The sequence below is a fragment of the Ruegeria sp. AM1 genome, from assembly GCF_056540745.1.
Map to the genome: position 1 here is coordinate 224,524 of NZ_JBQFXH010000003.1, position 23,354 is coordinate 247,877.

At 58.1% G+C, this 23,354-nt stretch carries 25 protein-coding genes; 12 read left to right on the forward strand and 13 right to left on the reverse strand.

The genetic code is table 11. From position 1 onward, the window contains the following. Positions 1-20 precede the first annotated feature (20 nt). Positions 21-716: an NAD-dependent deacylase gene (locus ACR0I7_RS11525; RefSeq protein ID WP_480511107.1), complete on the reverse strand. Its 696-nt coding sequence runs from the start codon at positions 714-716 to the stop codon at positions 21-23. Between the two features lie 27 nt (positions 717-743). On the opposite strand from ACR0I7_RS11525, the gene ACR0I7_RS11530 reads away from it, so the two are divergent. The 3 genes from ACR0I7_RS11530 to ACR0I7_RS11540 all read left to right on the forward strand — a co-directional run bounded on the left by ACR0I7_RS11530 (position 744) and on the right by ACR0I7_RS11540 (position 5,650). Further along, entirely contained in the window at positions 744-1,187 is a 444-nt protein-coding gene (locus ACR0I7_RS11530) for a low molecular weight protein-tyrosine-phosphatase (protein WP_480511109.1), read from the forward strand. 237 nt (positions 1,188-1,424) lie between these two features. Next, positions 1,425-2,525 carry an efflux RND transporter periplasmic adaptor subunit gene (locus ACR0I7_RS11535; RefSeq protein ID WP_480511111.1) on the forward strand — a complete coding sequence of 367 codons (1,101 nt, stop codon included), beginning with the start codon at positions 1,425-1,427 and terminating at the stop codon, positions 2,523-2,525. 8 nt (positions 2,526-2,533) lie between these two features. Continuing rightward, a complete protein-coding gene (locus tag ACR0I7_RS11540) occupies positions 2,534-5,650 on the forward strand; it encodes an efflux RND transporter permease subunit (RefSeq protein ID WP_480511113.1) in 3,117 nt (1,038 codons plus the stop codon). Positions 5,651-5,690: 40 nt separating this feature from the next. On the opposite strand, the gene ACR0I7_RS11545 is transcribed toward ACR0I7_RS11540, so the two are convergent. From ACR0I7_RS11545 to ACR0I7_RS11555, 3 genes are all read right to left on the reverse strand, one after another. After that, complete coding sequence (locus ACR0I7_RS11545; RefSeq protein ID WP_480511177.1) at positions 5,691-6,641, reverse strand: LysR family transcriptional regulator; 951 nt, start codon at positions 6,639-6,641, stop codon at positions 5,691-5,693. Between the two features lie 65 nt (positions 6,642-6,706). After that, positions 6,707-7,015, reverse strand: coding sequence for a hypothetical protein (locus ACR0I7_RS11550; protein WP_480511115.1), 309 nt, complete (start codon positions 7,013-7,015; stop codon positions 6,707-6,709). Positions 7,016-7,177: 162 nt separating this feature from the next. Next, positions 7,178-8,353, reverse strand: a complete 1,176-nt coding sequence (locus ACR0I7_RS11555) for a hypothetical protein (RefSeq protein ID WP_480511117.1) — start codon at positions 8,351-8,353, stop codon at positions 7,178-7,180. Between the two features lie 118 nt (positions 8,354-8,471). On the opposite strand from ACR0I7_RS11555, the gene lepA reads away from it, so the two are divergent. Continuing rightward, positions 8,472-10,271: a translation elongation factor 4 gene (gene lepA / locus ACR0I7_RS11560; RefSeq protein ID WP_480511118.1), complete on the forward strand. Its 1,800-nt coding sequence runs from the start codon at positions 8,472-8,474 to the stop codon at positions 10,269-10,271. A gap of 26 nt (positions 10,272-10,297) precedes the next feature. On the opposite strand, the gene ACR0I7_RS11565 is transcribed toward lepA, so the two are convergent. Both ACR0I7_RS11565 and ACR0I7_RS11570 read right to left on the reverse strand, forming a co-directional pair. Continuing rightward, entirely contained in the window at positions 10,298-11,308 is a 1,011-nt protein-coding gene (locus ACR0I7_RS11565) for a Clp protease N-terminal domain-containing protein (protein ID WP_480511120.1), read from the reverse strand. Positions 11,309-11,477: 169 nt separating this feature from the next. Continuing rightward, on the reverse strand, positions 11,478-11,834 hold the full coding sequence (locus ACR0I7_RS11570; RefSeq protein ID WP_480511122.1) for a hypothetical protein: 357 nt from the start codon (positions 11,832-11,834) through the stop codon (positions 11,478-11,480). A gap of 201 nt (positions 11,835-12,035) precedes the next feature. Here ACR0I7_RS11570 and ACR0I7_RS11575 point away from each other — a divergent pair, with 201 nt between their 5' ends. Further along, complete coding sequence (locus ACR0I7_RS11575; protein ID WP_480511124.1) at positions 12,036-12,488, forward strand: hypothetical protein; 453 nt, start codon at positions 12,036-12,038, stop codon at positions 12,486-12,488. 99 nt (positions 12,489-12,587) lie between these two features. On the opposite strand, the gene ACR0I7_RS11580 is transcribed toward ACR0I7_RS11575, so the two are convergent. The 3 genes from ACR0I7_RS11580 to ACR0I7_RS11590 all read right to left on the reverse strand — a co-directional run bounded on the left by ACR0I7_RS11580 (position 12,588) and on the right by ACR0I7_RS11590 (position 14,471). Then, positions 12,588-13,004 carry a type II toxin-antitoxin system Phd/YefM family antitoxin gene (locus tag ACR0I7_RS11580; RefSeq protein ID WP_480511126.1) on the reverse strand — a complete coding sequence of 139 codons (417 nt, stop codon included), beginning with the start codon at positions 13,002-13,004 and terminating at the stop codon, positions 12,588-12,590. A gap of 831 nt (positions 13,005-13,835) precedes the next feature. Further along, positions 13,836-13,973, reverse strand: a complete 138-nt coding sequence (locus tag ACR0I7_RS11585) for an entericidin A/B family lipoprotein (protein ID WP_480511128.1) — start codon at positions 13,971-13,973, stop codon at positions 13,836-13,838. A 156-nt stretch (positions 13,974-14,129) separates the two neighbouring features. After that, entirely contained in the window at positions 14,130-14,471 is a 342-nt protein-coding gene (locus ACR0I7_RS11590) for an ArsR/SmtB family transcription factor (RefSeq protein WP_480511130.1), read from the reverse strand. A 372-nt stretch (positions 14,472-14,843) separates the two neighbouring features. Between ACR0I7_RS11590 and ACR0I7_RS11595 the strand changes: the two genes are divergently transcribed. The 6 genes from ACR0I7_RS11595 (at position 14,844) to ACR0I7_RS11620 (ending at position 18,603) form a co-directional block, all read left to right on the forward strand. Further along, complete coding sequence (locus tag ACR0I7_RS11595) at positions 14,844-15,476, forward strand: ATP-dependent Clp protease proteolytic subunit (protein WP_480511132.1); 633 nt, start codon at positions 14,844-14,846, stop codon at positions 15,474-15,476. A gap of 126 nt (positions 15,477-15,602) precedes the next feature. Beyond that, on the forward strand, positions 15,603-16,871 hold the full coding sequence (gene clpX / locus ACR0I7_RS11600) for an ATP-dependent Clp protease ATP-binding subunit ClpX (RefSeq protein WP_480511134.1): 1,269 nt from the start codon (positions 15,603-15,605) through the stop codon (positions 16,869-16,871). 65 nt (positions 16,872-16,936) lie between these two features. Next, the gene (locus tag ACR0I7_RS11605) at positions 16,937-17,311 is read left to right on the forward strand and encodes a RidA family protein (protein WP_480511136.1); all 375 of its coding nucleotides are present in this window, start codon (positions 16,937-16,939) and stop codon (positions 17,309-17,311) included. 78 nt (positions 17,312-17,389) lie between these two features. After that, entirely contained in the window at positions 17,390-17,773 is a 384-nt protein-coding gene (locus tag ACR0I7_RS11610) for an NADH:ubiquinone oxidoreductase subunit NDUFA12 (protein WP_480511138.1), read from the forward strand. Positions 17,774-17,785: 12 nt separating this feature from the next. Then, positions 17,786-18,238, forward strand: a complete 453-nt coding sequence (gene mlaD / locus ACR0I7_RS11615; protein WP_480511139.1) for an outer membrane lipid asymmetry maintenance protein MlaD — start codon at positions 17,786-17,788, stop codon at positions 18,236-18,238. Then, positions 18,238-18,603, forward strand: a complete 366-nt coding sequence (locus ACR0I7_RS11620) for a DUF2155 domain-containing protein (protein ID WP_480511179.1) — start codon at positions 18,238-18,240, stop codon at positions 18,601-18,603. Before mlaD ends, ACR0I7_RS11620 begins: the two co-directional genes overlap by 1 nt. On the opposite strand, the gene aat is transcribed toward ACR0I7_RS11620, so the two are convergent. The 4 genes from aat to ACR0I7_RS11640 all read right to left on the reverse strand — a co-directional run bounded on the left by aat (position 18,558) and on the right by ACR0I7_RS11640 (position 21,781). Beyond that, a complete protein-coding gene (gene aat / locus ACR0I7_RS11625) occupies positions 18,558-19,190 on the reverse strand; it encodes a leucyl/phenylalanyl-tRNA--protein transferase (protein ID WP_480511141.1) in 633 nt (210 codons plus the stop codon). The genes ACR0I7_RS11620 and aat overlap by 46 nt on opposite strands. A 48-nt stretch (positions 19,191-19,238) precedes the next feature. Next, positions 19,239-20,588 carry an acetyl-CoA carboxylase biotin carboxylase subunit gene (gene accC / locus ACR0I7_RS11630; protein ID WP_480511143.1) on the reverse strand — a complete coding sequence of 450 codons (1,350 nt, stop codon included), beginning with the start codon at positions 20,586-20,588 and terminating at the stop codon, positions 19,239-19,241. A 9-nt stretch (positions 20,589-20,597) separates the two neighbouring features. Beyond that, positions 20,598-21,095: an acetyl-CoA carboxylase biotin carboxyl carrier protein gene (gene accB / locus ACR0I7_RS11635; protein WP_480511145.1), complete on the reverse strand. Its 498-nt coding sequence runs from the start codon at positions 21,093-21,095 to the stop codon at positions 20,598-20,600. A 149-nt stretch (positions 21,096-21,244) separates the two neighbouring features. Further along, complete coding sequence (locus ACR0I7_RS11640) at positions 21,245-21,781, reverse strand: helix-turn-helix transcriptional regulator (protein WP_480511147.1); 537 nt, start codon at positions 21,779-21,781, stop codon at positions 21,245-21,247. A gap of 249 nt (positions 21,782-22,030) precedes the next feature. Here ACR0I7_RS11640 and ACR0I7_RS11645 point away from each other — a divergent pair, with 249 nt between their 5' ends. Then, positions 22,031-23,332 (forward strand): helix-turn-helix domain-containing protein, encoded by a 1,302-nt coding sequence (locus ACR0I7_RS11645; RefSeq protein ID WP_480511149.1) that lies wholly within the window; start codon positions 22,031-22,033, stop codon positions 23,330-23,332. Positions 23,333-23,354 lie beyond the last annotated feature (22 nt).

The following is a 23,354-nucleotide window of genomic DNA, read 5'->3' on the forward strand; positions in this document are numbered from 1 at the left end:
ATGTCTGCACCCTTTGCGGCCTAGCGCTGGCCCAGCAATTCCGCGACCCAATCGGGTACGGTTTGCGTCGCCGGCCCGAACCGGGTGTCATTAAAGCTTAAGACCCCGGCCGAGGGCTCGAGGTTCAGCTCAACCGTGCGCGCACCGGCCGCGATCGCCTCATGCACAAATGCCGCCGCGGGATAGACCTGACCCGAGGTTCCGATAGCTGCAAAGATCGACGCCTTGGCCAGATGGTCGTAAATCTCATCCATCCGGTACGGCATCTCGCCGAACCAGACCACATCGGGCCGGGCGGTGGGGTTGTGGCAAGAAGGGCAGGGCTCCCCGACTGCCATCTCGGGCGGCGCGGCCCAGCGGTGGCTGCAGGCGGCGCACAAGGCACCGGCAAGGGTGCCGTGCATATGGATCACCTCATAGGCGCCGCCTGCCTCGTGCAGCCCGTCCACATTCTGTGTGACAATGATGACCTCTCCGGGCCAGTCGCGTTGCAGCCGGGCCAGCGCCTCATGCGCGGCATTGGGCCGGGCCTCAGCCGCCTGCACGCGCCGCGCGTTATAGAAGCCATGCACCAGCGCTGGGTTTCGGGCGAACCCTTCGGGCGTGGCCACGTCTTCGATCCGGTGTTGCGCCCACAATCCCCCTTCGTCGCGGAACGTGCCCAGCCCGCTTTCCGCCGATATCCCGGCCCCGGTCAGAATGACGATCTTTTCCATTTCCCCTCCACGCGCTACACCATGTGCATGACACACCGTATCCTCTTTGTCTGTCTGGGCAATATCTGCCGGTCCCCCGCCGCCGAAGGCGTCTTTCGCGCCCATGCGCCGCAGTATGAAACGGACAGCGCGGGCACCTCGGGCTGGCATATCGGGGATCCGCCTTATGGCCCGATGCAACAGGCCGCGCTGAACCGCGACATACGGCTGGACGACCTGCGCGCCCGCCAATTTGTCGCCGGTGATTTCGACCGCTTCGACCTGATCATCGGCATGGATGCCAGCAATATCGAGAATATCGAAGCCCTGCGCCCCTCTGGGAACACCACCCCGGTGCGCCTGCTGACCGATTTTGCGCCCCATACGGGGCCCGATCACGTGCCCGATCCCTATTACACGCGCGATTTTGACGGGGCGCTGGATCTGATCGAAGCTGCGGTCGAGGGGCTCGCGGTGCATCTGCGCCGCTGATCGCCCGCCGCCGCCTGCACCCTGATCGAAGGAGGGCGATATTCCGGCGCCGGAGACTGCGGTTCTGTTCGTTGATGGGCGGTGCGCGCCTTATGCCGGGCCCTTTGGCGGTTTGCCTGAACCTGGGGATAAAGACCGGCGGCCTGCGAAAAACCCGTTCAAATAAGCGTTGCTCCACTGCAGGTCAGCGTGAATAGTGATCATGAGGGACCACACCTGCGGATGATTGAGTACCGGATGCAAACGAAAGCCCTTATATTTTGCGCAGTGATCGCCAGCGGCGTGGGCGGGTTTGCCACGGCGCAGTCGGAACAAGACCCGCCCAGCGTGGTCGTTGCTGCGGCGGCATTGCAACAGCTTCAGAAACAAGACGAATTCGTCGGGCGCGTTGTCCCGGACCAAAGCGTCGATCTGCAGGCCAGGGTCGAAGGCGTCCTACAAGAGGTCAACTTTACCGAAGGTGGGCCGGTCAAAAAGGGCGACGTGCTGTTCCGCATCGAAAAACGGAAATATGCAGCAAGCATCGAGAGTGCCGAGGCCGCGCTGAAAAGCGCGCAGGCGTCGGCTCAAAGCGCCAAGGCTGAAGTGGACCGGCAACAGACGCTGTTTGACAAAGGTGACGTTCCGCAGGCGGTTCTGGATACCGCAATGGCCACCTATGACGAAGGTCAGGCCGCGGTGGATGAGGCGCGGGCCAATCTGAAAATCGCACAGATCGATCTGGATTATACCGAGATTGTCAGCCCTCTGAACGGACGCATCGGGCTGTCCGCGGTCGACGCGGGCAATCTGGTCGATTCCGACAGCGGCGTCCTTGCGACGGTCACCAGCGTTGATCCCATTCTGGTCAGCTTTTTCGTCAGCGAGCCCGTTTTGCTGCGCGAACGCCGCAACGGGTCCATTTCCGCGCAGGGCGTCACGCTGTCGACGCAGATTACCCTGGCCGATGGCGAAACCTATGGGACCGACGGTAAGGTGACCTATGTCGGCGACAGCGTCAGCCAGGACACCGACACGATCGAGCTGCGGTCGACATTCGCCAACCCGGACGGCGTTCTCATTCCCGGTCAGTTCGTGAGCGTCGCGCTCAGCAGGTCCCGGGACACCAAGGTTCTGACCGTGCCGCGCAATGCGGTGCAGTTCGACAAGCAAGGCTATTTCGTGTTCTCGGTGGATGACAAGAACACGGTCCACCGCACGGATATTGAAATCGGAACCCAGACGGCGAACCGAACGCAGGTAAAGTCGGGCCTGACGGACGGGGACCGGGTCGTTGTTCAGGGGGTGCAGAAAATTCACGACGGTCTTGTCGTGAAACCGGTCGATAGTCAGAGTTAGGGCTTGGCTTGATCTCTCACTATTTCATCAATCGCCCGCATTTTGCCGCTGTCATCGCGATCCTGATGGTTCTTTTCGGGGCGGTGTGCGTGCGCCTCATGCCCATCTCGGAATACCCCAACATCACGCCTCCGCAGATTTATGTCTCCGCTAAATATCCCGGTGCAGATGCACAGGTCATTCTGGAATCTGTCGCCACCCCCATCGAGGAACGGGTGAACGGCATCGACGGCATGTTGTACATGAAGTCCAAAAGCTCGAATGACGGCAGCTATATGCTGAACGTGTCGTTCGATCTGGGGACGGACCCCAATGTTGCCGCGGTCGAGGTGCAGAACCGCATCGCTCTGACCAGCGCCGAACTGCCGTCTGTGGTGCAACAGCAGGGGATCGAGGTCACCAAACAATCCGGCAACATGATCCTTGTGCTCAACCTGACGTCGCCCGACGGGTCGCGGGACGAGCTGTATCTCAGCAATTATGCGGCTGATTTCCTGCATGATCCGCTGCAGCGCCTGACGGGGGTCGGCGGGGTCTCTCAGTTCGGGCAGCTGGAATACAGTATGCGGATCTGGATCAACCCGGTGCGCATGGCCGCCCTGAACACAACCGCATCCGAGATTGCCGATGCGATTGAAAGCCAGAATGTCGTTGCCGCCGCCGGGCAGGTTGGCGCACCGCCGTTTGGCGATGCGCGGACCGATTTTCAGTACAAATTGCGGGCCGAGGGTCTGTTGCGCGACGCCGAGGAATTCGGTCGGATCATCGTTGCAACGGGGGATGACGGCTCGGTCACGCGGCTCGAGGATGTGGCGCGGATCGAGCTTGGCTCTGCCACCTATGCCGGGTCCTCGCAGCTGAATGGCAGGGATACGGCGGCGATTGCGGTGCATCAGGAGAGCACAGCCAACGCGCTTGAGATTTCGGACAGTGTCCACAACCTGATGAAGGCGCTGTCGAAAAAGTTCCCCGACGGCGTTGCTTACGACATCAGCTATGACGTCACCGATGCGGTGCGCGTATCGATCAAGGACATTCTGAAAACGCTGGCGCTCACCGCCGGGTTGGTGATTGCGGTGACATTCCTGTTTCTGGCCAGTTTCCGCGCCACCATTGTCCCGGCGATTGCAATCCCGGTGTCGTTGCTGGGGGCCGTCGCACTGATCTATGTCATCGGGTTCAGCGCAAATATGATCACCCTCTTCGCGCTGGTGCTGGCCATCACCCTTGTCGTCGATGACGCGATCATCATCATCGAGAACGCCGAACGCATTCTGAACGAAGAGGGCCTTGATCCGCGCGAGGCCACGCTCAGGGCGATGTCACAGGTCAACAGACCGATTATCGCGACCACCTTTGTACTGGCGGCGGTCTTCGTACCGGTTTGCTTTTTCCCCGGCGTAACCGGAACAATCTATTACCAGTTTGCGGCAACTATTATTTTCGCCTTTGTCTTGTCTGCGGTGAACGCACTGACTCTGGCCCCGGTACTGTGCGCCATGGTTTTGAAGTCAGGCATCAGACCGATCGGCCCTTTGCGTTTTGTTCCGTTGGCCGTGTCCTGGATCAGGCGGCTGTATATGCGGCTGGTGTCGTTGATGCTGCGCTATATTGCAGTAACGCTGCTGCTGTTTGCCGCCTGTGTCGGCGCGACGGTGTATCTGTTCAGAACCGTTCCAACCGGTCTGATCCCGCAGGAAGACAACGGCGTTTTGTTGGCCGCGATGACGCTGCCGGACGGGGCTTCGCTGCAACGTACACAGGCGTTTATGGCCAAAGCTGGTGACGTGATCCAAAAGGCGCCGGGGGTCGATACGGTGACCACCGTGTCGGGGGCCAGCATGCTGGCGGGCGCTCGCTCGAGTGCCGGAATGGCGATTGTCACCCTCAAGCCATGGGATCAACGCCAGAGCCCCGATCTGCACTGGGATGCCATCCTGCAGGATCTGGACCGGCAACTGTCCACCTTGCCCGAGGCGGAAAGCTATGTGTTTCCGTTTCCCACCATTCACGGGCTGGGATCGACGGGCGGCATCTCGGTCGAGCTGCTGGACCTCGAAAAAGGCGATGGGGCGCAGCTGGATTCGGTGATGAACGCCTTTGTCACCGCGCTGAATGCGGCGCCGGAATTTGTCCGTGCGCATGGCAGCTTCTCGGGTCAGACTCCGCAGTATCTCCTAGCTGTTGATCGGGATCGCGCGGAAGCGCTCGGCGTGAGCGTTGCAGATATCTTCACAGCGCTGCAAGCTAACCTTAGCACGTATTTCGTTGACAATTTCATCCTGTCCGAACGCGTCTATTGGGTAGTCATCTCAGCTGATGCGCAATTTCGGCAAACACTGGATGATGTGGACAACATCTACGTCAAAAACAGCGACGGAGAGTCGCTGCCATTGAGAAACTTTCTGAGTAGCGAGCCGGTTCTCGCCCCGGATTCGATCCCTCGGTACAATCTGTTCACGGCTGCATCAGTCAGCGCACAATTGGCAGACGGTGTCAGTTCGGGCGCGGGCATCAAAGCCATGCAAGAGATTGCGGACAAATCGCTCCCCGGTGGTTTCCGGATCGAATGGTCGGGGGTAACGCAGCAAGAGGTCAAATCCGGCGGCATGGTGCCCTATATCATGCTCTCAGCCCTGATTCTGGCCTATCTGTTCCTGGTGGTTCTCTACGAAAGCTGGATCTTGCCTCTGTCGATTATCACCTCGACCGTCTTTGCCTTGCTGGGCGCGCTCATTCCCATTGCGTATTATCCGTTTCTCACAAGCAACATCTTCGCGCAGATCGGGATGGTTTTGCTGATTGGATTGGCAGCGAAGAAAGCCATCATGGTCGTCGAATTCGCCAATCAGCAGAGACAATCCGGGGTCAGCATCCGCGATGCCGCCCTGAAGGCCGCCGAAATCCGGTTCCGCCCTGTCACAATGACCGGCCTTTGTTTCATCGTCGGTGTGCTACCTCTGGTCCTGTCCAGCGGCGCAGGTGCAGCAGCACGGGTTTCGATTGGCTATCCCGTCCTGTTTGGCATGATCGTGGACAGCACGCTTGGCCTGATCATGATCCCGATCCTGTTCGCAACGTTCCAGATGCTGAAGGAATACATGGTTCGGTTGTTCCGGCACTAAGCCGTGCCAGCCGCCTCTGGCGGATTGGCGAGCCCTGACCCTAGTCCAGCACTTTTAACTGCCCGCCCAGCCAGGGCAGTTGCGCAATCGCGGGATCGACAATCTGGCTCTGCATCAGCCGGCGCATCATTCCGGCCACCTCACGCGGCACCTGATCGGGCCAGTCTGACCGCGCAAACAATGAGATATTGCGGGAAAACGCATCGAACGGGACAGGGTAGGCCGTCATACCCTCATGGAACCGGGCCGCACGCATATACCCCATCGAGGTCGTGAGCGCCCAGCCCAGCCCCCGCGCCACCATTGCCATAAGGGCCAGATGTGATCCGATCTCGAACCGTTCCTCGAACTCCAGCTGCTGACGCGCCACATGGGCCTCGATCTGACGGCTGATCAGCTGTTCGCGGGCATAGCGCAGAAAAGGCAGTTTCTCGACAGCCTCTGTTCCGTCGCCGACGCTGCTTGGGGCCACCAGAATAAAAGGGTCCTGAACCAGGGGGTACTCGACCACGCCCTCCAGCACCTCACCGCTATGGGCCGAGACGGCCAGATGTAGGCGCTGGGCTTCCAGTTCGGCAAACAGATCCAGACTGGGCAGGGTGATCAGCTTGAACTTCGACCGGGTCAGGCTGTCGGCCAGCAGCGTGGCCAGACGCGGCGTCAGGTTGTTGTCGAAATCGTCGATCAGCCCGATCGACAATGTGGTGAGATGGCCCAGATCCATCACCGTCAGTTCGCTCTGCGCGATTTGCAACTCGGCCAGCACCACCTCGGCGCGCGCCAGAAAGCTGTGCCCTGCCTGCGTCAGCCGCATCGGACGCCGCCCGTGATCCACCAGATCAGTGCCCAGAGCCTTTTCCAGATTGCGCAATTGCTGACTGACCGAGGGCTGGCTCAGCCCGGTGATCTCAGCCGCCTGCGCCACCGATCCTGTTCGCGCCAGCGCCTCGAACACCTCAAGGCCCCGCAGGGTCAGCCCTTTCATCACCATCACACGTCCCTCTTGCTGCGCCTTTTCTGAGGCGCAGCGGGGATCACGTCAAGGCGCGAGATTGCTCAGCTGCAGATCGCCTGGGCCATCTGGCCAAAGTTCTGATACCGATCCCACAGCGCATCATCGCTGGCGGTCCGCGACATCTTCAGCTCTTGCGCCTGATGGGGGTCTTCGAACCATTTCGAGACGGTTTTCTGATCATTGCGCGTCAACGCCTGATCCGCGACGCGCTGAATGCAACTGCACCGCGCCCGCGTCGCGGCCTCACGGTCAGATGCCAGACACGCCCGCTTGATCTGCGCCGCGTCCGCTGTGGGGGCAACTGCGGTCAGCGATGCCGCACAATATGCGATAAGGAGGAACTGTTTCATGCTAGAGCCTCGTGTTTGCCTGCCCGGACGGGTCTTACGCCCCTCTCGGTCTGCGGCGGAGTATGAATCAAACTGGAATCGGGATCAATCACACGTTGCGAAAAAGTGAATACCCGCATCGGAAACACTCACCCCGTAGACCGGGCTTCAGCCCGGCACCGGTCACGAAAGAAATGGCAGCCACCGCTCCAAGGCCTCGATAAGTGCCTCGACTTTTTCAGGATGTTTGGCAATGTAGTTATCTGCTACGGCGGTTGCGCCTCTTGTAGTTCCGACCAATACTGCCGTGCTAACCGCTAAATTGACTTTTCCAATGGACCATTTGAGGAGGCCGGCTAACCCAGCTTTAAGTTTAATCAGGATTTTCTCAACCCATTCTCGTCTGGGTTCTTCCTGTTCTAGCGCGGCTGAAAGTTCTTGAGCGGCGTCCCAAACTTGAGTTGAAGAGACCGATATTTTCTCTAACTCGATATCTTCTGGTGGATTGTTGCCACCGATTCCAAGACGCGAATTCGATTGAATTGTCGTAGTTCTATTCAGGTTAGATAAGGTGGTCTCGACATTCCATCGTGCTCGGATTTTTGCGATTTTTTTCGCGACAGCCTCTGGGCCCTCCTTCCAGTACGTATCATCAATTAGCGCGACCTGTCGTTGTAATGTCCAATCAAGCGGTCGTCCGTCGAGCATCCCTTCATACCACTCGGCCCAAAAAAACCACGGGGTCCCTTGAGCGCTGTCAAAAAAATGCAACGACAAATCCCTAGCACTGCCCGGCATCTCGCTGTTCCAAAGTTTGGTAGAAAACAGCTGCATGGTGTCTTGGGGCGAGGCTGTGAGGGCTGTTGCGTCGGCGGCGCGCGCGTCGGTGCGTGCAATATTACGACCGGCAGTGAGGCCTACGTGGGCGGCAGTTTGGGTTGAGGAGTCGTCGGTGCGGGCGGTGTAGGTGGCTATGTGAGCTGCGCTGTCTTCGTAGCGCGACGCGGAGCGTGCGGCAGCACGTGCGGCTGTGAGGCTGGAATAGGCAGTGACGTCGGCTGCGGCGTTGGTGGTGCGGGCTGCAGAACGGGCATTGGTGTCAGCGGAGCGTGCGGCTGTAGTAAGCTCAATACTCATTTGCGGCATCGGCCATGTACCCGCGACCACGGAAACAATATTAGACCTCAGGCAAGTCAAAAGAATTTGGTGCGGATCGAAACTCTCTACTTCTTGGTCTTTTAGTGGAAATGCGTATGGAAGTTCTCTCAATGCCATGCGCGCAGCAAAAGATGTCATTGCTGTCGCGGGAAGTGTTCTAAGCCAATCTTCTATCTCAATCCTCTTGGTCAAGTTGACCATCGGCGCCTCCTCAAAATGGAGTGCGCACTCTGCACGCCAATTATTCTTTGGACAAGTCATCGAAACTCCAACGCGTTTCTATTGACCAATCCACGATTCCTCTACATATCCCCAACCCATGACAGACCTCGCTCATATCCGCAATTTCTCCATCGTCGCCCATATCGACCATGGCAAATCCACCCTTGCTGACCGGCTCATCCAAGAGACCGGAACGGTGCAGGATCGCGACATGAAGGAACAGCTGCTCGACAGCATGGATATCGAGCGCGAGCGTGGCATCACCATCAAGGCCAACACCGTCCGCATCGACTATACCGCCGATAATGGCGAGAAATACGTGCTGAACCTGATCGACACGCCCGGCCACGTGGACTTTGCCTATGAGGTCAGCCGGTCCATGCGCGCGGTTGAGGGCTCTCTGCTCGTTGTGGACTCCACCCAAGGGGTCGAGGCGCAGACGCTGGCGAACGTGTACCAAGCCATCGACGCCGATCATGAGATCGTGCCGGTGCTAAACAAGATCGACCTACCCGCGTCGGACTGTGACCGCGTGGCCGAACAGATCGAGGATGTGATCGGCATTGACGCCACCGACGCCATTCAGGTCTCGGCCAAGACGGGGCAGGGCATCCACGAGACGCTTGAGGCTATCGTGCAGCAACTGCCCGCGCCGCAGGGCAATCTGGACGCGCCGCTCAAGGCGATGCTGGTGGATTCGTGGTACGACGCCTATCTCGGCGTCATCGTTCTGGTCCGTATCATGGACGGCACGCTGAAAAAGGGCATGCGGGTCAAGTTCATGTCGAACAACACCCTGCACCATGTCGACCGCGTCGGCGTCTTCCGGCCTGAGATGGAGATGGTCGACAGCCTTGGCCCCGGTGAGATCGGCTTTCTGACCGCCTCGATCAAACAGGTCCGTGACACGCGCGTCGGCGATACGATCACCAATGACCGCAACGGCACCGAAGACGCGCTGGACGGGTTCAAACCCGCGCAACCCGTCGTATTTTGTGGCCTCTTCCCCGTCGACAGCTCCGAATTCGAAGACCTGCGCGACGCGATCGACAAACTGGCGCTGAACGACGCCAGCTTCAGCTTTGAAATGGAAACCTCGGCAGCACTTGGCTTTGGCTTCCGCTGCGGCTTCCTCGGGCTCTTGCACCTTGAGGTCATCCGCGACCGCATCGAACGCGAATATGATATCGAGCTCATCACCACCGCGCCGTCGGTGATCTATCACGTCTACATGAAAGACGGCGAGATGATCGAGCTGCACAACCCCGCCGACATGCCCGACCCCTCGAAGGTCGACCATATCGAGGAGCCGCGCATCAAGGCGACCATTCTGGTGCCGGATGAATACCTCGGCGACGTGCTGAAACTCTGCCAGGACCGCCGCGGCATCCAGCTGGACCTGACCTATGCGGGCACCCGCGCCATGGTCGTCTATGACCTGCCGCTGAACGAGGTCGTCTTTGACTTCTACGACCGCCTGAAATCGGTGACCAAGGGCTATGCCTCGTTCGACTACCAGATGACCGGCTATACCGAGGATAATCTGGTCAAGATGTCTGTGCTGGTGAATGACGAGCCCGTTGACGCGCTGTCGACCATGGTTCACCGCGACCGGGCCGAGATGCGGGGCCGGGCGATGTGCGAAAAGCTCAAGGACCTGATCCCGCGCCACATGTTCAAAATCCCGATCCAGGCCGCCATCGGAGGCAAGGTCATCGCCCGCGAGACCCTCTCGGCCCTGCGCAAGGACGTGACCGCCAAATGCTACGGAGGCGACGCCACGCGGAAACGCAAACTGCTGGACAAGCAGAAGGCGGGTAAAAAGAAGATGCGCCAGTTCGGGAAGGTGGATATTCCTCAGGAGGCGTTTATTTCAGCGTTGAAGATGGATAGCTGAATGAGCGAAACGCACGACAAATTTAGCTATTTGTCGTTATTCTTCAGCAATTTAACAATTTTATCGCCACCGAAGATTCCCATCAAAATTGGCGTTGCAGTTACCATATGTGCGCCTGCCAGTGAAAAGAGTGCGATGCTGCCCAGCATGGCTGGCATCTTTATTCCATAGAAAACTGCATCTTTTTTGTTGTCGGCTAAATAATTGAAAACCTTATCTCTGAGCGCAAGAGTATTCTCGGCAACAGCTCTCATAGCCCCGTCGCTGTCATCGGAATCAAGATTTGCGATTTGTTCGGCTAGTTTTCCTAAAGAGTGGGCCAGCGCCTCCAAAAACTCCAACTCTCTTTCAAAGGCTGCGACCTCTTCGTTTGTTTCGAAGTTTGGTTTAGCGCTTTTCTTGCGTTCGACCTCGTCTAAAATTTGCAGCTCAATGGAGCGGGCGAGTAACGCAATCGAAGGGCTGCTGTTTTTGAGTTGATAAACAACTTTCCTTTCTTCTTCGTACTTCTCGACGGTTTCACCATCTTCTGTGGTAGTGTCAAAAAACTTGATTGAAAAGTTGTCGAGGGCGCCTTTGTGATCTTCTCTGGCTTCGCCAGTAATATACTCGACGACCTTATACCTTATGGCACCATGTTGCTCTAGTAGATGAAGGGCATGACATTCTTTCTCAGCAAAGAAGGCGGCGAAGAAGTTGATCCCTCGGACGACATTTAGGTTTCTAGATTGCACATTAATGGCAGCACGTTGTACTATTCGCTGATAGGTTTGATCAGGGACAGGCTTGCTGGAAAACTGTTCTTTAGTCACGCTTGGTAGTTCATTTTCAATGAAGTCTTCTAAACTGAGCCTAAGTTTTAGCGGGTCAATTTTCAGAGTAACTAGAAGGTTGGCCACCCCATCTTCAAAAGTTAGGGCCAAAAGAAAATGTTCCGGAGTTACCAACTCTTGTCGATGACTGGACGCAATATCCAGTGACATTCGAACCGCGTCTTCCGCCGAATTACTGAAGGTAGGCAAAGAAATCTCCCTCAAATACTGTTACTATCAATCATCACCTACAGTTGTATTCAAGTCATTAGATCCGCGTCTATTTTCGTGTTTCAGTCTAGTTTATGAACTCGGAATAACCATGGCTGTGCTTCCTTGCGTTTGCGCCACCCCTCGGGTCGGTCGCGGCCCTAAGCTCTTTTGATCAACCGCCCTACGACCCGACCCCTGCCACCACAGCCTCAAACCCCTCAGGATCAGCCTGTTTCAACTTCCGCAACGCCTCCTCTGCGTGATCCCGCAGGGCCTGTTTGCAATCCACCTTGACCGCCTCAACCCCGTCGACCAGCGCGTCGATCTCGGACAGGTCCACACCGGTGGCCTTGGACAGTGCCTGCAACGCCTCCAACACTTTGCCCAGCTGCGTGCCATAGCTCGCCACATCGCGTTGCACCCGTGCCTCGATGGCCGGGATGCCGCGCAGGCCGATAGTGGGCTCGATGTCCTGCTGCACATCCCCGCTCAGCGGAAAGCGGAATTCGGGCGACCAGACGGAAAAGGGACCAAACATCTTAAATACTCCAGAAACCAAATACAGAATTCAGCTTCGGTTGCGGTGTGGCCTCCCGTCAAGGGTAAGGCGCGCGCAGAATAGGTCTGTGCCTAAACTTAAGCCTTTGTGAAGTTCTCTTTAGATAGATTGTAACCACAGCGCGCCCTCCCAATCTGTTTAGCGAAGGCCAGCGATGGCCCTGACCTGAGAGGAGAGACCATGACCAGATATATGACTGCCGGAGCAGCCGCTCTGGCCACGAGCCTCACCCTTGCCACCGCCGCAATGGCGGAGACCACGCCTGATCTGCGGGGCATCTGGACGGGCAGCTATACCAAAGTTTCGCCCTCGCGCACCGCAACCGGGGATGCGCCGCGCTTCCATCAGGGGGAATGGGTGCTGGATATCCAGAAGCAGCAGGACAACCTGTTCTGGGGGCCCAGCAAGTGGCGTCCGAATGCGACCACCGACTGGAGGGTGTTTGATGCCACCGGCACCATCAGCCTGGATGGCTCTGGTCGGATCGGCCTGGTCGAAAGCTCGGCTGACCCGGATGTGGGCGTGAATGCTCTGGTGGATGCCTATTATCAGGATGGCAAGATTTATGCGGATTTCCGTAGCCTGCGTCGAGGAACATCCTACAGCACCGTTCTGGAACGTCAGGTGAACTGAAGCGTTTCCGGCCCGCCCGCAAGTAGGGGGTAAATACTGCCGCTGCGATTGAAACGCGGCAGAGCGTAGTAGGTTGCCGCGGCCGGGTCGGAACGCTTCTCAAAATCCAAACCAGCGTCTCCTCAGGGAGGGGACAGGCCGGGCGGCCACCTCGCCGCCTGCGACACAATCCAGACCGCCCCGCGCAAGAATGCGGCGTTCCTCGGCGCGGGTCATCTGGATTTCGCGGACCTTCAGCGCAGCCTCGCGCGCGGTGACATAGGTGCCGTCCGGCCCCGGTTCCATTCCCGGAATATTGCGCCCCTTCGACCACCAGCCGCGCAACCGGCTCAGCGGATGTCGCCAGCCGATCTTTTCGTTATCCCGCAAATCCCAGATCCGCTCCGCCTCGGTCACCGAGACGAGGGCGGCCAGCGGTTTGCCATGCCGGGTCAGGATGATCACCTCGCGCGGGTCCTGGGCGCGGGTGACCAGCTCTCCCAGTGTGGCGCGGGCTTGGGAAATGGTGCAGCGCATAGGCGGGTCTCCGTTTGTACGATTCGAAAGGGGGGGGGTGAGAATTGTACAAACCGTACAATTTCCACCTAAACGGCCGTTCGGTGGCCTTTGCAGGCGCAGAAACCGAGGAAAAATCGGCGCCGGAATAAAGTCTGAACTTATCTATCGCCAACCCTGCGCAAAACCGCAGGTTCTGGAGTTATCCACATCGCTCTCCCTGCAGATACCAACAGGTTATCCCCGTCTAATTTTTATGCTGCAGTGCTATTTTCTTGTCTGATCGGGGGTGCCGGTGCCACAGTCTGTTCATCGCCTCAGGGTCTTAGGAGCCTGGGGCGGGACGCAAAGGCCAGGGGGTCTGAGCAAGGAGGGCAGGTCCTAGGATTTGTGTTCCAATGCAAAGGCTTACCGGTAGCTGATTGGTCGACAGAAAGCTTCGGCTTGTGTCGGATGACCAGCTTATCAAACGGTCGATGCGGGTTGCGGCAGGCCCTCGGGCAGGTCGCGGCAGCTGCGGTTCTTTCGGGGCCGGAGCAACTGGATCGGGGCGTCCCTCGGGCGTGTCGAACCGGCAAGGCGTCAGGGGCATCCTCAGGGGTGCATGCAAAGACCGCGTCTGCGCACCTGACGCCTTTTCCTTTTGTGGGACAAAGGTTTCATACAGGCTACCACGCACGACCCTTCAGAATAGAAACGGGGTTCTTTCGCTTGCGCGAAAGAACCCCGTCCTTGCGTCAGATGATGCAATGCCGCGTCTATGCACCTGTACGGCAACTATATCCCGCGTCAGGATATGTATCAACCATATATTGAGTGTGGAAGTGGTGCGCGTACGATATAAAGCGTGCGTCAGAGGTTCTCCTGAACGTCCGTTGCGGCCCCCTGAATTGCATCACCGGCTTTTACGATGTCTTTGCCGGCGCCTTTTGCGGTTTCGCAGGCGCTGAGGGCAAGCAGGCTTAGACCAATCAGAAGTGTACGGATCATCGGTGTCTCCTTGGCTACTCGATTTTCCTTGTCGGTAGCACCTTTCTTGGATTTGAGCCAGTATTTTAGCTGCGCTCAACCCTTGAGGGCTAAGCGTTTGCGGCTGGTACGGAAGCGGCCTTTCACCTGGGTGGATCGATGGACCAGCCGGTGCGCTTAGGATTTGTCATCGTTGCAGAAAAGCTCGTAGACAACTTCCAGCATCCGGCTGGGGCGATCATCGGCCAGACGGTAATAGATCGCTTTGCCTTCCCGGCGGGGCGTGACTAGCCCCTCAAGGCGCAAGCGCGACAATTGCTGAGAGACGGCGGCCTGCCGGGCGGACAGCAGCTCTTCAAGCTCGGTGACAGATTTCTCGCCAGAGACCAGATGACATAAGATCATCAATCGTCCTTCGTGGCTGATCGCCTTAAGAAAATTGGACGCCCGTGCAGCATTGCCAACCATTCGATCAAGATTCTCTGACGACATATCAGGAGAAATCTGAGGAAGTGCCATATTCTTTTTCCTTCTTGGCCCGTTTGACGGGCAAATCTTACGCCAGATACCTTTACGGAACCTGAGCTGTTTCAGTACATGCTTCGTGCATGTATTTCTATATGCACAGATCAAAATAGCGTGATGACTAAAGGCAATATCGGTCTGGCCAGCGCTGCATCTGCCGGTGCCTGATTGCCGATCGGGGGTGTCGCCGCCATTGCTGCGGCAGAGAGGAAATGAGGCCGCGCCCCTTTGAATTCTGCAACGGGACCTACAATAGATACATGAAACCGGCAGGCCCCCTTGCAGCCTCCCGGTGCCGATAATAAGACTCAGGTAACTCCTACTCGGGTAAGGTCCCGATCCACAGCAAAAACAGGCAGGTTGCGAATGTACGATCCAGTTGAAACCTACATGAATACGCTCGTCCCGATGGTCGTCGAGCAGACCAGCCGGGGAGAGCGCGCTTACGACATTTTCTCGCGCCTGCTGAAAGAGCGGATCATTTTCATCAACGGCCCGATCCACGATGGGATGAGCCATCTGGTGGTGGCGCAGCTGCTGCACCTTGAGGCCGAGAACCCCAACAAAGAGATCTCGATCTACATCAACTCGCCCGGCGGCGTGGTGACCAGCGGTTTGTCGATTTACGATACAATGCAGTATATCAAGCCGAAATGTTCCACATTGGTGATCGGTCAGGCGGCTTCGATGGGGTCGGTTCTGTTGGCCGGTGGCGAGAAAGGGATGCGCTTTTCGCTGCCTAACAGCCGTATCATGGTACACCAGCCTAGTGGCGGCTATCAGGGCCAGGCCAGCGACATCATGATCCACGCGGCTGAGACGCAAAAACTCAAGGATCGTCTGTATGACATCTATGTACGTCATACCGGGCAGACCAAGAAAGCCGTTGAAAAAGCGCTGGACCGTGACAACTTCATGAGCCCGGAAGAGGCGAAAGAGTGGGGGCATATCGACGAAATCGTCGAGAACCGCGCTAAGATGGATGTGGAAGACAGCTAAGATCAAAACCTCGCGCGCTGAGCGCGAGGTGTGATTTTGAGATTGTAGCTACCCCAGCGCTGGCCTAAGCTGGATAAACAGGCGCAAGCGCGACGGCGCGCAGGGATGGAGCCCGAAAGGTAAATCATGGCGACGAATTCAGGCGGTGACAGCAAGAACACGCTCTATTGCAGCTTCTGCGGCAAGAGCCAGCATGAGGTGCGCAAGCTGATTGCAGGCCCGACGGTGTTCATCTGTGACGAATGCGTCGAGCTGTGCATGGACATCATCCGCGAGGAGACAAAGGCCAGCGGGCTCAAGGCCTCGGATGGGGTGCCAACGCCTAAGGATATCTGTGAGGTTCTGGACGATTATGTGATCGGACAGGCGACGGCCAAACGGGTGCTCTCGGTCGCTGTGCATAACCACTACAAGCGTCTGAACCATGCGCAGAAGGCCGGCAGCGATATTGAGCTGGCCAAGTCGAACATCCTGCTGATCGGTCCAACCGGTTGCGGTAAGACACTGCTTGCCCAGACGCTGGCGCGCATTCTGGATGTGCCGTTCACGATGGCAGATGCAACGACGCTGACCGAGGCGGGTTATGTGGGTGAGGATGTCGAGAATATCATCCTCAAACTGCTGCAGGCCAGCGAATACAACGTCGAACGCGCGCAACGCGGCATCGTTTATATCGATGAGGTCGACAAGATCACACGCAAGTCCGAAAATCCTTCGATCACACGCGACGTGTCGGGTGAAGGCGTGCAACAAGCGCTGCTTAAGCTGATGGAAGGTACGGTTGCCAGCGTGCCCCCTCAGGGTGGACGCAAGCATCCGCAGCAGGAATTCTTACAGGTCGATACCACCAATATCTTGTTTATCTGCGGTGGTGCGTTTGCCGGTCTGGACAAGATCATTGCGCAACGCGGCAAAGGCTCGGCCATGGGCTTTGGTGCTGATGTGCGCGACAATGACGACCGCGGCGTGGGTGAGATCTTTAAGGATCTGGAGCCCGAAGATCTGCTAAAATTTGGTCTGATCCCGGAATTTGTTGGCCGCTTGCCGGTGCTGGCAACCCTTGAAGATCTGGACGAAGACGCGCTGGTCACGATCCTGACCAGCCCCAAGAACGCTCTGGTAAAGCAATACCAGCGCCTGTTCGAGTTGGAAGATGCCGAGTTGGCCTTTACCGATGATGCGCTGAAGGCGATCGCGAAAAAGGCGATTGAACGCAAAACCGGTGCGCGTGGGCTGCGCTCGATCCTCGAAGATATCCTGTTGGATACAATGTTCGAGCTGCCGGGGCTGAAGAATGTGACCGAAGTTGTGGTGAACGAAGAAGCTGTGACCTCTGACTCGCAGCCATTGATTATTTACGCAGATGCAGGCCCCGAGTCGGCATCTGCGGGCTGATATCACGGCCATCAAACACACACGGCGCGGTTATATCCGCGCCGTTTTCATTTGAGGGAATTTGAATGAGTATCAGACGTATTTCATCTGGCGGAATATACGAGAATAGAGTTGGATATTGCCGCGCGGTCGTTGCAAACGGCTTTGTCTTTGTTGCCGGAACCACGGCTCAGGGTGACAACATACCGGAAGACGTTGTTGGGCAGTGCAAGTCCTCATTGGATGCGATCGGCAAAGCTCTGGGCGAAGCTGGTGCAGGGTTCGCCGATGTCGTGCGGGTCACATATATGCTGCCGGACCGGCACGAGTTTGAACCGTGCTGGCCAATCCTGGCAGAGGTGTTTGGCGCGAACCGGCCAGCTGCCACAATGATTGAATGCGGTTTGATCGATCCGAAGTACCGGATTGAAATAGAGGTGACCGCAATACTGCCAGAGTAGCCGCCCCTGCTCTGGTGACACTGGACCTTGGCCTGCCTTTGGTCCATACCTGCAGCAACAAAACTGCCGGAGGCGTCAATGGGAATCCTGAACACTCTTTTGCGGGCTGTGACCTGGTGGAACGGGGCTACCCTGAACACGCAGATTTTCACTGCGCGCAAGGGTATCAAGGTTGGCGAGGATGATCAGGGCAATGTGTTCTATCACAATGCGGATGACAGCAAGCGCTGGGTCATTTTCAACGGCGAAGCAGAAGCCAGCCGGGTTGACCCGGACTGGCACGGGTGGCTGCACCGCACCTGGGATGAGCCACCGACAGACAAACCCCTGCAGCACAAAGCATGGGAGCAGCCGCATCAGGAGAATCTGACCGGTACGGCATTGGCCTATGCGCCTGCCGGATCTCTGCGTCGGCTCGAGCCGGTGGATCGCACCGATTACGAGGCCTGGAGCCCGGAATAGGCGAGGCACACAATGTCTAATCACAATTTGACCGAAGTTCTTGTCGGCGGAGCCGTTCTGGCCTGTGCGATCGCATTTGGGGTTTATGCCAGCCAGTCGACGGGCCTATCCCAGAACCGGGCCGGCTATGAGCTGAATGCCTCTTTCCGTTCGCTGGAAGGCGTTGGGGTCGGAACGGATGTCCGTTTGGCCGGTGTTAAGATCGGGGCGGTTACAAATGTAGCGCTGAACGCCGATACCTATCGCGCCGATACAACCTTTTCGGTCGGGGATGGCATTCTGATCCCTGATGACAGTGCCATTGTCATCTCTTCCGAAGGGTTGCTGGGCGGTAACTTTGTCGAAGTGATGCCAGGCGGGTCGCCGTTTTATTTTGAGCCGGGCGATGAGATCGAGGATACGCAAGGTGCGGTCAGCCTGATTTCGCTACTGGTGAAGTTTGTGGCGGGGGATGGCAGCGAATGATGCGTGTTCTGCCCATTGCGCTTATGCTTGCCGCGACCGTTGCGGTTGCCCAGCAAAAGGTCGAATCCGGCCCCGGCGCCACGCTGCGCGGGCTCGACAAGGTCAATGGTCATACCGTGGATGTCGAAATGCAGAACGGTGAGACGGCTGACATATTCGGTCTGGATGTCGCTTTGGGCGATTGCCGCTATCCGGTGGATAACCCGACCGGCGATGCCTTCGCTTATCTGACCATCTGGGAAAAAGGTAAATCCGATCAGTTGTTCGATGGCTGGATGATTGCCACATCCCCCGCCCTGAACGCGCTGGATCATGCGCGTTATGACGTTTGGGTGATCCGCTGTATCACCCCGGCTGGCGACTGAGCGATTGGGGCGCTGAAATCGGCGGAGGCAGTTGTCGCCTCTTCAAGCGCGCTCCGGTACTGGGTTCTGGAAATTTCAACAGCCCCAAGCGACGCCAGATGAGCGGTCAGAAATTGCGTATCGAAAAGCTGAAAGCCCGTCTGACGCAGGCGATCAACCAGATAAGCCAGAGCGACCTTAGAGGCGTCGGTGCGGCGCGAAAACATGCTCTCACCAAAGAAAGCGGCGCCCAGAACAACGCCGTAGACGCCGCCAGCTAGCTGATTTTCCTGCCAAACCTCAAGCGAATGCGCATTTCCTGTTCGGTGCAGTTCCAAATACAAGCTGCGCAGCTCCGTGTTAATCCAGGTATCTGAACGGTCGGCGCAGCCGTCGACGACCGCTGCAAAATCGCGATTGATGCTGATCTCAAACCCGCCATTGCGAATTCTGCTCGCAAGGCTGCGCGAAATGTGGAACCCGTCCAGCGGGAACACGCCGCGAAACTTGGGATCCACCCAAAAGAGTTCGGGATCGTGGCGATGCTCGGCCATCGGAAAAATGCCGATGGAATAGCCGTGCAGCAAAAGTTCAGGGGAAAGACTCATGCAGAACGCCCGAAGGCCGAAGGGCAGTGACCCTTCGGCCTGTTGGTTTTATTGAGCCATATTCTCCGCAAGCCAGTGCTCCAGCCAGTGGATGTTATAGTCACCGCTGTGAAGGTCGGGTTCCTGCAGAAGCGCGTGGAACAGCGGCACGGTGGTGTCGATCCCGTCGACGATCAGCTCACCCAAGGCACGCTCAAGACGTGCGAGCGCCTCGGCCCGGTCGCGGCCCTGCACGATCAGCTTGGCGATCAGCGAGTCGTAGTAGGGCGGGATCGAGTACCCGTCATACAGCGCTGAATCCATCCGAACGCCCAGGCCACCCGGCGCGTGATACGCCGTGATCTTGCCGGGGCAGGGTGAGAAGTTGGGCAATTTTTCGGCGTTGATCCGAACCTCAATGGCATGGCCGTTGATCTCAAGATCATCCTGCCCGAACGACATCTCTTCGCCAGCTGCCACGCGGATTTGTTCGCGCACCAGATCGACGCCAAAGATGCCTTCGGTCACCGGGTGTTCCACCTGCAGGCGGGTGTTCATCTCGATGAAATAGAACTCGCCCTTCTCATAGAGGAACTCGATGGTGCCGGCGCCGATATAGTTGATCTTGGCCACGGCGTCGGCACAGACCTTACCGATCTTGGCGCGTTCTTCCGGGCTGATCGCTGGGCCGGGGGCCTCTTCGAACACTTTCTGGTGGCGACGCTGCAACGAACAGTCGCGCTCGCCCAGATGCACCGCCTTGCCTTTGCCGTCGCCAAAGACCTGAATTTCGATATGGCGCGGTGTGGTCAGGTATTTCTCGATATAGACCTCGTCATTACCAAAGGCGGCCTTGCCTTCGGCGCGCGCGGTCATGAAGGCGCTTTCCATCTCGTCGGCGCTGTTGGCAACTTTCATGCCACGCCCGCCGCCGCCAGCGGTGGCTTTGATGATGACGGGATAGCCGAACTCTTCGCCAATACGCTTGGCATCGGCCAGCGTGGGAACGCCGCCGTCCGAGCCAGGAACACAAGGCACGCCCAGTTCTTTCATCGTGTCCTTGGCGGTGATCTTGTCGCCCATAACGCGAATATGTTCGGCGGTGGGGCCGATGAATGTGATGCCGTGATCTTCGACGATCTGCACGAATTCGGCATTCTCGGACAGAAAGCCATAGCCGGGATGGATCGCCTGCGCGCCAGTGATTTCACAGGCCGAAATGATCGCGGGCACGGATAGATAGCTTTGCGGGCTGGGCGGAGGGCCGATGCACACCGATTCGTCCGCCATGCGCACATGCATCGCGTCGCTGTCGGCGGTGGAATGCACGGCGACCGTCTTAATCCCCATCTCGCGCGCGGCGCGGATGACGCGCAGGGCGATCTCGCCTCGGTTGGCAATCAGGATCTTGTCGAACATGGGCCCGCCTTACTCAACGATGACCAGAGGGGTGCCGAATTCCACGGCGTCGCCATCCCCAACAAGGATACGCTTGATGGTGCCCGATTTGGGCGCGTGGATGTGGTTCATGGTTTTCATCGCTTCCACGATCAGAAGCGTATCACCTTCGGACACCGAAGCGCCAACGCTGATGAACGCAGGTGCGCCGGGCTCGGGCTGCATGTAGACAGTGCCGACCATGGGCGAGGTGACCGCGCCCGGGTGGCTTGCCGGATCGTCGGTTGCTGCGGGGGCTTCTGCGGCAGCGGGGGCCGGGGCGGCGGCCGGTGCAGCAGGGGCGGCGGCGGGAACGGCCATTTGGACCGGGGCCGCTACGGTTTGTGACATGCGGCTGACGCGCACGTTCAGGCTGTCTTCCTCACCGTATTCACGTTTCACCTGCAGCTCGGTCAGGTCGTTCTCGCGCAGCAATTCGGCCAGTGCCTTGATGAACGCGACATCCGCTTCGTGTTTGGTATCTGTCATGAGTGTCCTCGAAGGTTCCCCTTTGGCCCGTCTGTGTTTGCGGGCTTGGTCTGATTACGCAGCGTTATAAGCTATGCGGACGGCCATGAAAAGCGCAGTCTGAACGCATGAAATCGAGGGTGTTATCGCTCTCAGCAGAGGGCGGCGCGTCACAGCGGCATCCCTGACAATTTCGCCACCAGTTCGGGTAGTTTCCGGGCGCCGAACTTTTCAAGCAGTCGGGCGCGATAGGCCTCGATTGTGCGGTAGCTGAGGCCAAGTTCAACGCCGATTTCCTTGGCCGACAGACCCCGGCACGACAGGATAGCGACCTCGCGCTCGCGTTGTGTGAGTTCGACAAGCGGCCGTTCTTCGGAGATGTCAGAGAAGCTCCAGATCCCATGACGGAACGGATCGTCCGGCGTCAGCGAGCGGCCGCGCGCCCGGCACCAGAACAAATCGCCGTTACGTCGCCGCATCACGCGCTCATCCGTATAATACCCGGTGTCGCGCATCATCTGCAGGCTACGCGCCCCGATCCTCTCCCAGTCGGCGACCGAGGGATACAGGTGCAGCAGGGGCATGTTGCGATAGTCCTCTTCGCTGCCGCCGAAGGTTCGGGCAAACTGCAGGTTGCAGCGCCGGATGATCCGGTTTTCAAGCTCGACAAGCCCGATGGGCGCATATTCGAAGGCTGGGTCGCTCATGATGTCTATCGTGACGTGGATTGGTGCGGATTTGAAGGGGTGAGTATGCGTGGCCGGGCGCATCAGCGCCACCCTGTCCGATCAGGCCCGCCCGCCGGCGGCCTGTGCTGGGGTGGTTTGGGTGTCAAGAAGTCTGTAAACACTGTAAACTCTCTATGAAAAGAGACTGGTAAGCATTAAGAATAAAAAAGCTATTCTGAAAAGCAGCGCCCGATCCCAAGGACGTCCTGTAACCGCCGAAGGAAAACGATGCAGATACGCGATACCCTGACCGGCAGCCGAATTCGGGAGCGGAGGCAGATTTCCGGCCTGAGGCAGGCTGAACTTGCGCGTCGGGTCGGTATCTCCGCGTCTTATCTGAACCTGATCGAACACAACCGGCGCCGGATCGGGGGGAAGTTGCTGGTCGACATTGCGGCGGCGCTGTCGATTGAGCCGTCAGTGTTGACGCAGGGGCTGGAGGCGACCCTTATCGCCGCATTGCGCGAGGCTGCTGCCGAGGCGGTTGGCCAAACCGCCGAAATCGATGCGCTGGAAGAGTTTGCGGGTCGGTTTCCGGGTTGGGCGGGGGTGCTGTCGCAGATGCATCACCGGGTGGTATCGCTTGAGCGCACCATTGAGATGTTGTCGGACCGGCTGACGCATGACCCCCATCTTGCGGCGTCGATGCACGAGGTTCTTTCGACCGCTGCGGCCATCAGATCAACCGCAGCCATTCTTGCCGAACCCGGCGAAATCGACACTGCATGGCAGGACCGCTTTCACAGCAACCTCCATCAGGATGCCGAGCGTCTGGCGGAAAGCTCCAAGGCTTTGGTGGCGTATCTGGACGAAAGTGAGCGTGAACCCGACCGACGCGGGATGCCGCTGGAAGAGGCCGAGGCCTTTATGGCCGCAAAGGCATATCACTTTCCCGAAATCGAGACCGGCGCGGCAGTCGATTCGATTTCCCTGGATGGGCTGGAGACCTCAGCGGCCCGATCTATGGTGCAGAGCATTCTTGAGAGCTGTGCAGAAGATGCCGGCGCGATGCCTCTGGACAGGCTCGAACCCTTGCTGCAGGGGGGGGATCCTGATCCGTTGGAGTTGGCCAGACACTTTTCAGTTGATGTCGCCACGGTGTTGCGACGTCTGGCCTTTTTGCCGCCAGAGGTTTTGTCACGCGCCGCTGGTCTGGCGGTCTGTGACGCTTCTGGAAGTATTTTGTTTATTAAGCCGGTGCCGGGGTTTACTTTGCCGCGGCACGGTGACGCCTGTCCGTTATGGCCGTTATTTACAGCCCTGAGCCGCCCGCTCGTGCCGGTGCGTAAACGGATTGTTCAACTTGGCCGGTCGGCCGCCACATTTGATTGTTATGCGATTGCATGGCCGCAACCGGCTCAGTCCTATGATCAAGATCCAACCTATCGCTCGGTCATGCTGGTGCTGTCTGTCGAGGATGCGGTTCCCGACGATACTTTGGTAACTGAGGTGGGGACCAGTTGCCGGATTTGCCCCAGGGCTGTGTGTCATACGCGACGTGAACCTTCGATCCTGAGCGAAGGTTTTTGACAGTTTCCTGACAGAGCGATTA

Excerpts from the sequence above, each read along its gene's own strand:
- clpX (WP_480511134.1), top strand. The coding sequence starts at position 15,603 with ATGGCGACGAATTCAGGCGGTGACAGCAAGAACACGCTCTATTGCAGC.
- accB (WP_480511145.1), bottom strand. The coding sequence starts at position 21,095 with ATGACAGATACCAAACACGAAGCGGATGTCGCGTTCATCAAGGCACTG.
- ACR0I7_RS11535 (WP_480511111.1), top strand. The coding sequence starts at position 1,425 with ATGCAAACGAAAGCCCTTATATTTTGCGCAGTGATCGCCAGCGGCGTG.
- ACR0I7_RS11645 (WP_480511149.1), top strand. The coding sequence starts at position 22,031 with ATGCAGATACGCGATACCCTGACCGGCAGCCGAATTCGGGAGCGGAGG.
- ACR0I7_RS11590 (WP_480511130.1), bottom strand. The coding sequence starts at position 14,471 with ATGGCACTTCCTCAGATTTCTCCTGATATGTCGTCAGAGAATCTTGAT.
- aat (WP_480511141.1), bottom strand. The coding sequence starts at position 19,190 with ATGAGTCTTTCCCCTGAACTTTTGCTGCACGGCTATTCCATCGGCATT.
- ACR0I7_RS11545 (WP_480511177.1), bottom strand. The coding sequence starts at position 6,641 with ATGGTGATGAAAGGGCTGACCCTGCGGGGCCTTGAGGTGTTCGAGGCG.
- ACR0I7_RS11585 (WP_480511128.1), bottom strand. The coding sequence starts at position 13,973 with ATGATCCGTACACTTCTGATTGGTCTAAGCCTGCTTGCCCTCAGCGCC.
- accC (WP_480511143.1), bottom strand. The coding sequence starts at position 20,588 with ATGTTCGACAAGATCCTGATTGCCAACCGAGGCGAGATCGCCCTGCGC.
- mlaD (WP_480511139.1), top strand. The coding sequence starts at position 17,786 with ATGTCTAATCACAATTTGACCGAAGTTCTTGTCGGCGGAGCCGTTCTG.
- ACR0I7_RS11525 (WP_480511107.1), bottom strand. The coding sequence starts at position 716 with ATGGAAAAGATCGTCATTCTGACCGGGGCCGGGATATCGGCGGAAAGC.
- ACR0I7_RS11550 (WP_480511115.1), bottom strand. The coding sequence starts at position 7,015 with ATGAAACAGTTCCTCCTTATCGCATATTGTGCGGCATCGCTGACCGCA.
- ACR0I7_RS11555 (WP_480511117.1), bottom strand. The coding sequence starts at position 8,353 with ATGGTCAACTTGACCAAGAGGATTGAGATAGAAGATTGGCTTAGAACA.
- ACR0I7_RS11575 (WP_480511124.1), top strand. The coding sequence starts at position 12,036 with ATGACCAGATATATGACTGCCGGAGCAGCCGCTCTGGCCACGAGCCTC.
- ACR0I7_RS11570 (WP_480511122.1), bottom strand. The coding sequence starts at position 11,834 with ATGTTTGGTCCCTTTTCCGTCTGGTCGCCCGAATTCCGCTTTCCGCTG.
- lepA (WP_480511118.1), top strand. The coding sequence starts at position 8,472 with ATGACAGACCTCGCTCATATCCGCAATTTCTCCATCGTCGCCCATATC.
- ACR0I7_RS11530 (WP_480511109.1), top strand. The coding sequence starts at position 744 with ATGACACACCGTATCCTCTTTGTCTGTCTGGGCAATATCTGCCGGTCC.
- ACR0I7_RS11580 (WP_480511126.1), bottom strand. The coding sequence starts at position 13,004 with ATGCGCTGCACCATTTCCCAAGCCCGCGCCACACTGGGAGAGCTGGTC.
- ACR0I7_RS11595 (WP_480511132.1), top strand. The coding sequence starts at position 14,844 with ATGTACGATCCAGTTGAAACCTACATGAATACGCTCGTCCCGATGGTC.
- ACR0I7_RS11620 (WP_480511179.1), top strand. The coding sequence starts at position 18,238 with ATGCGTGTTCTGCCCATTGCGCTTATGCTTGCCGCGACCGTTGCGGTT.
- ACR0I7_RS11640 (WP_480511147.1), bottom strand. The coding sequence starts at position 21,781 with ATGAGCGACCCAGCCTTCGAATATGCGCCCATCGGGCTTGTCGAGCTT.
- ACR0I7_RS11610 (WP_480511138.1), top strand. The coding sequence starts at position 17,390 with ATGGGAATCCTGAACACTCTTTTGCGGGCTGTGACCTGGTGGAACGGG.
- ACR0I7_RS11605 (WP_480511136.1), top strand. The coding sequence starts at position 16,937 with ATGAGTATCAGACGTATTTCATCTGGCGGAATATACGAGAATAGAGTT.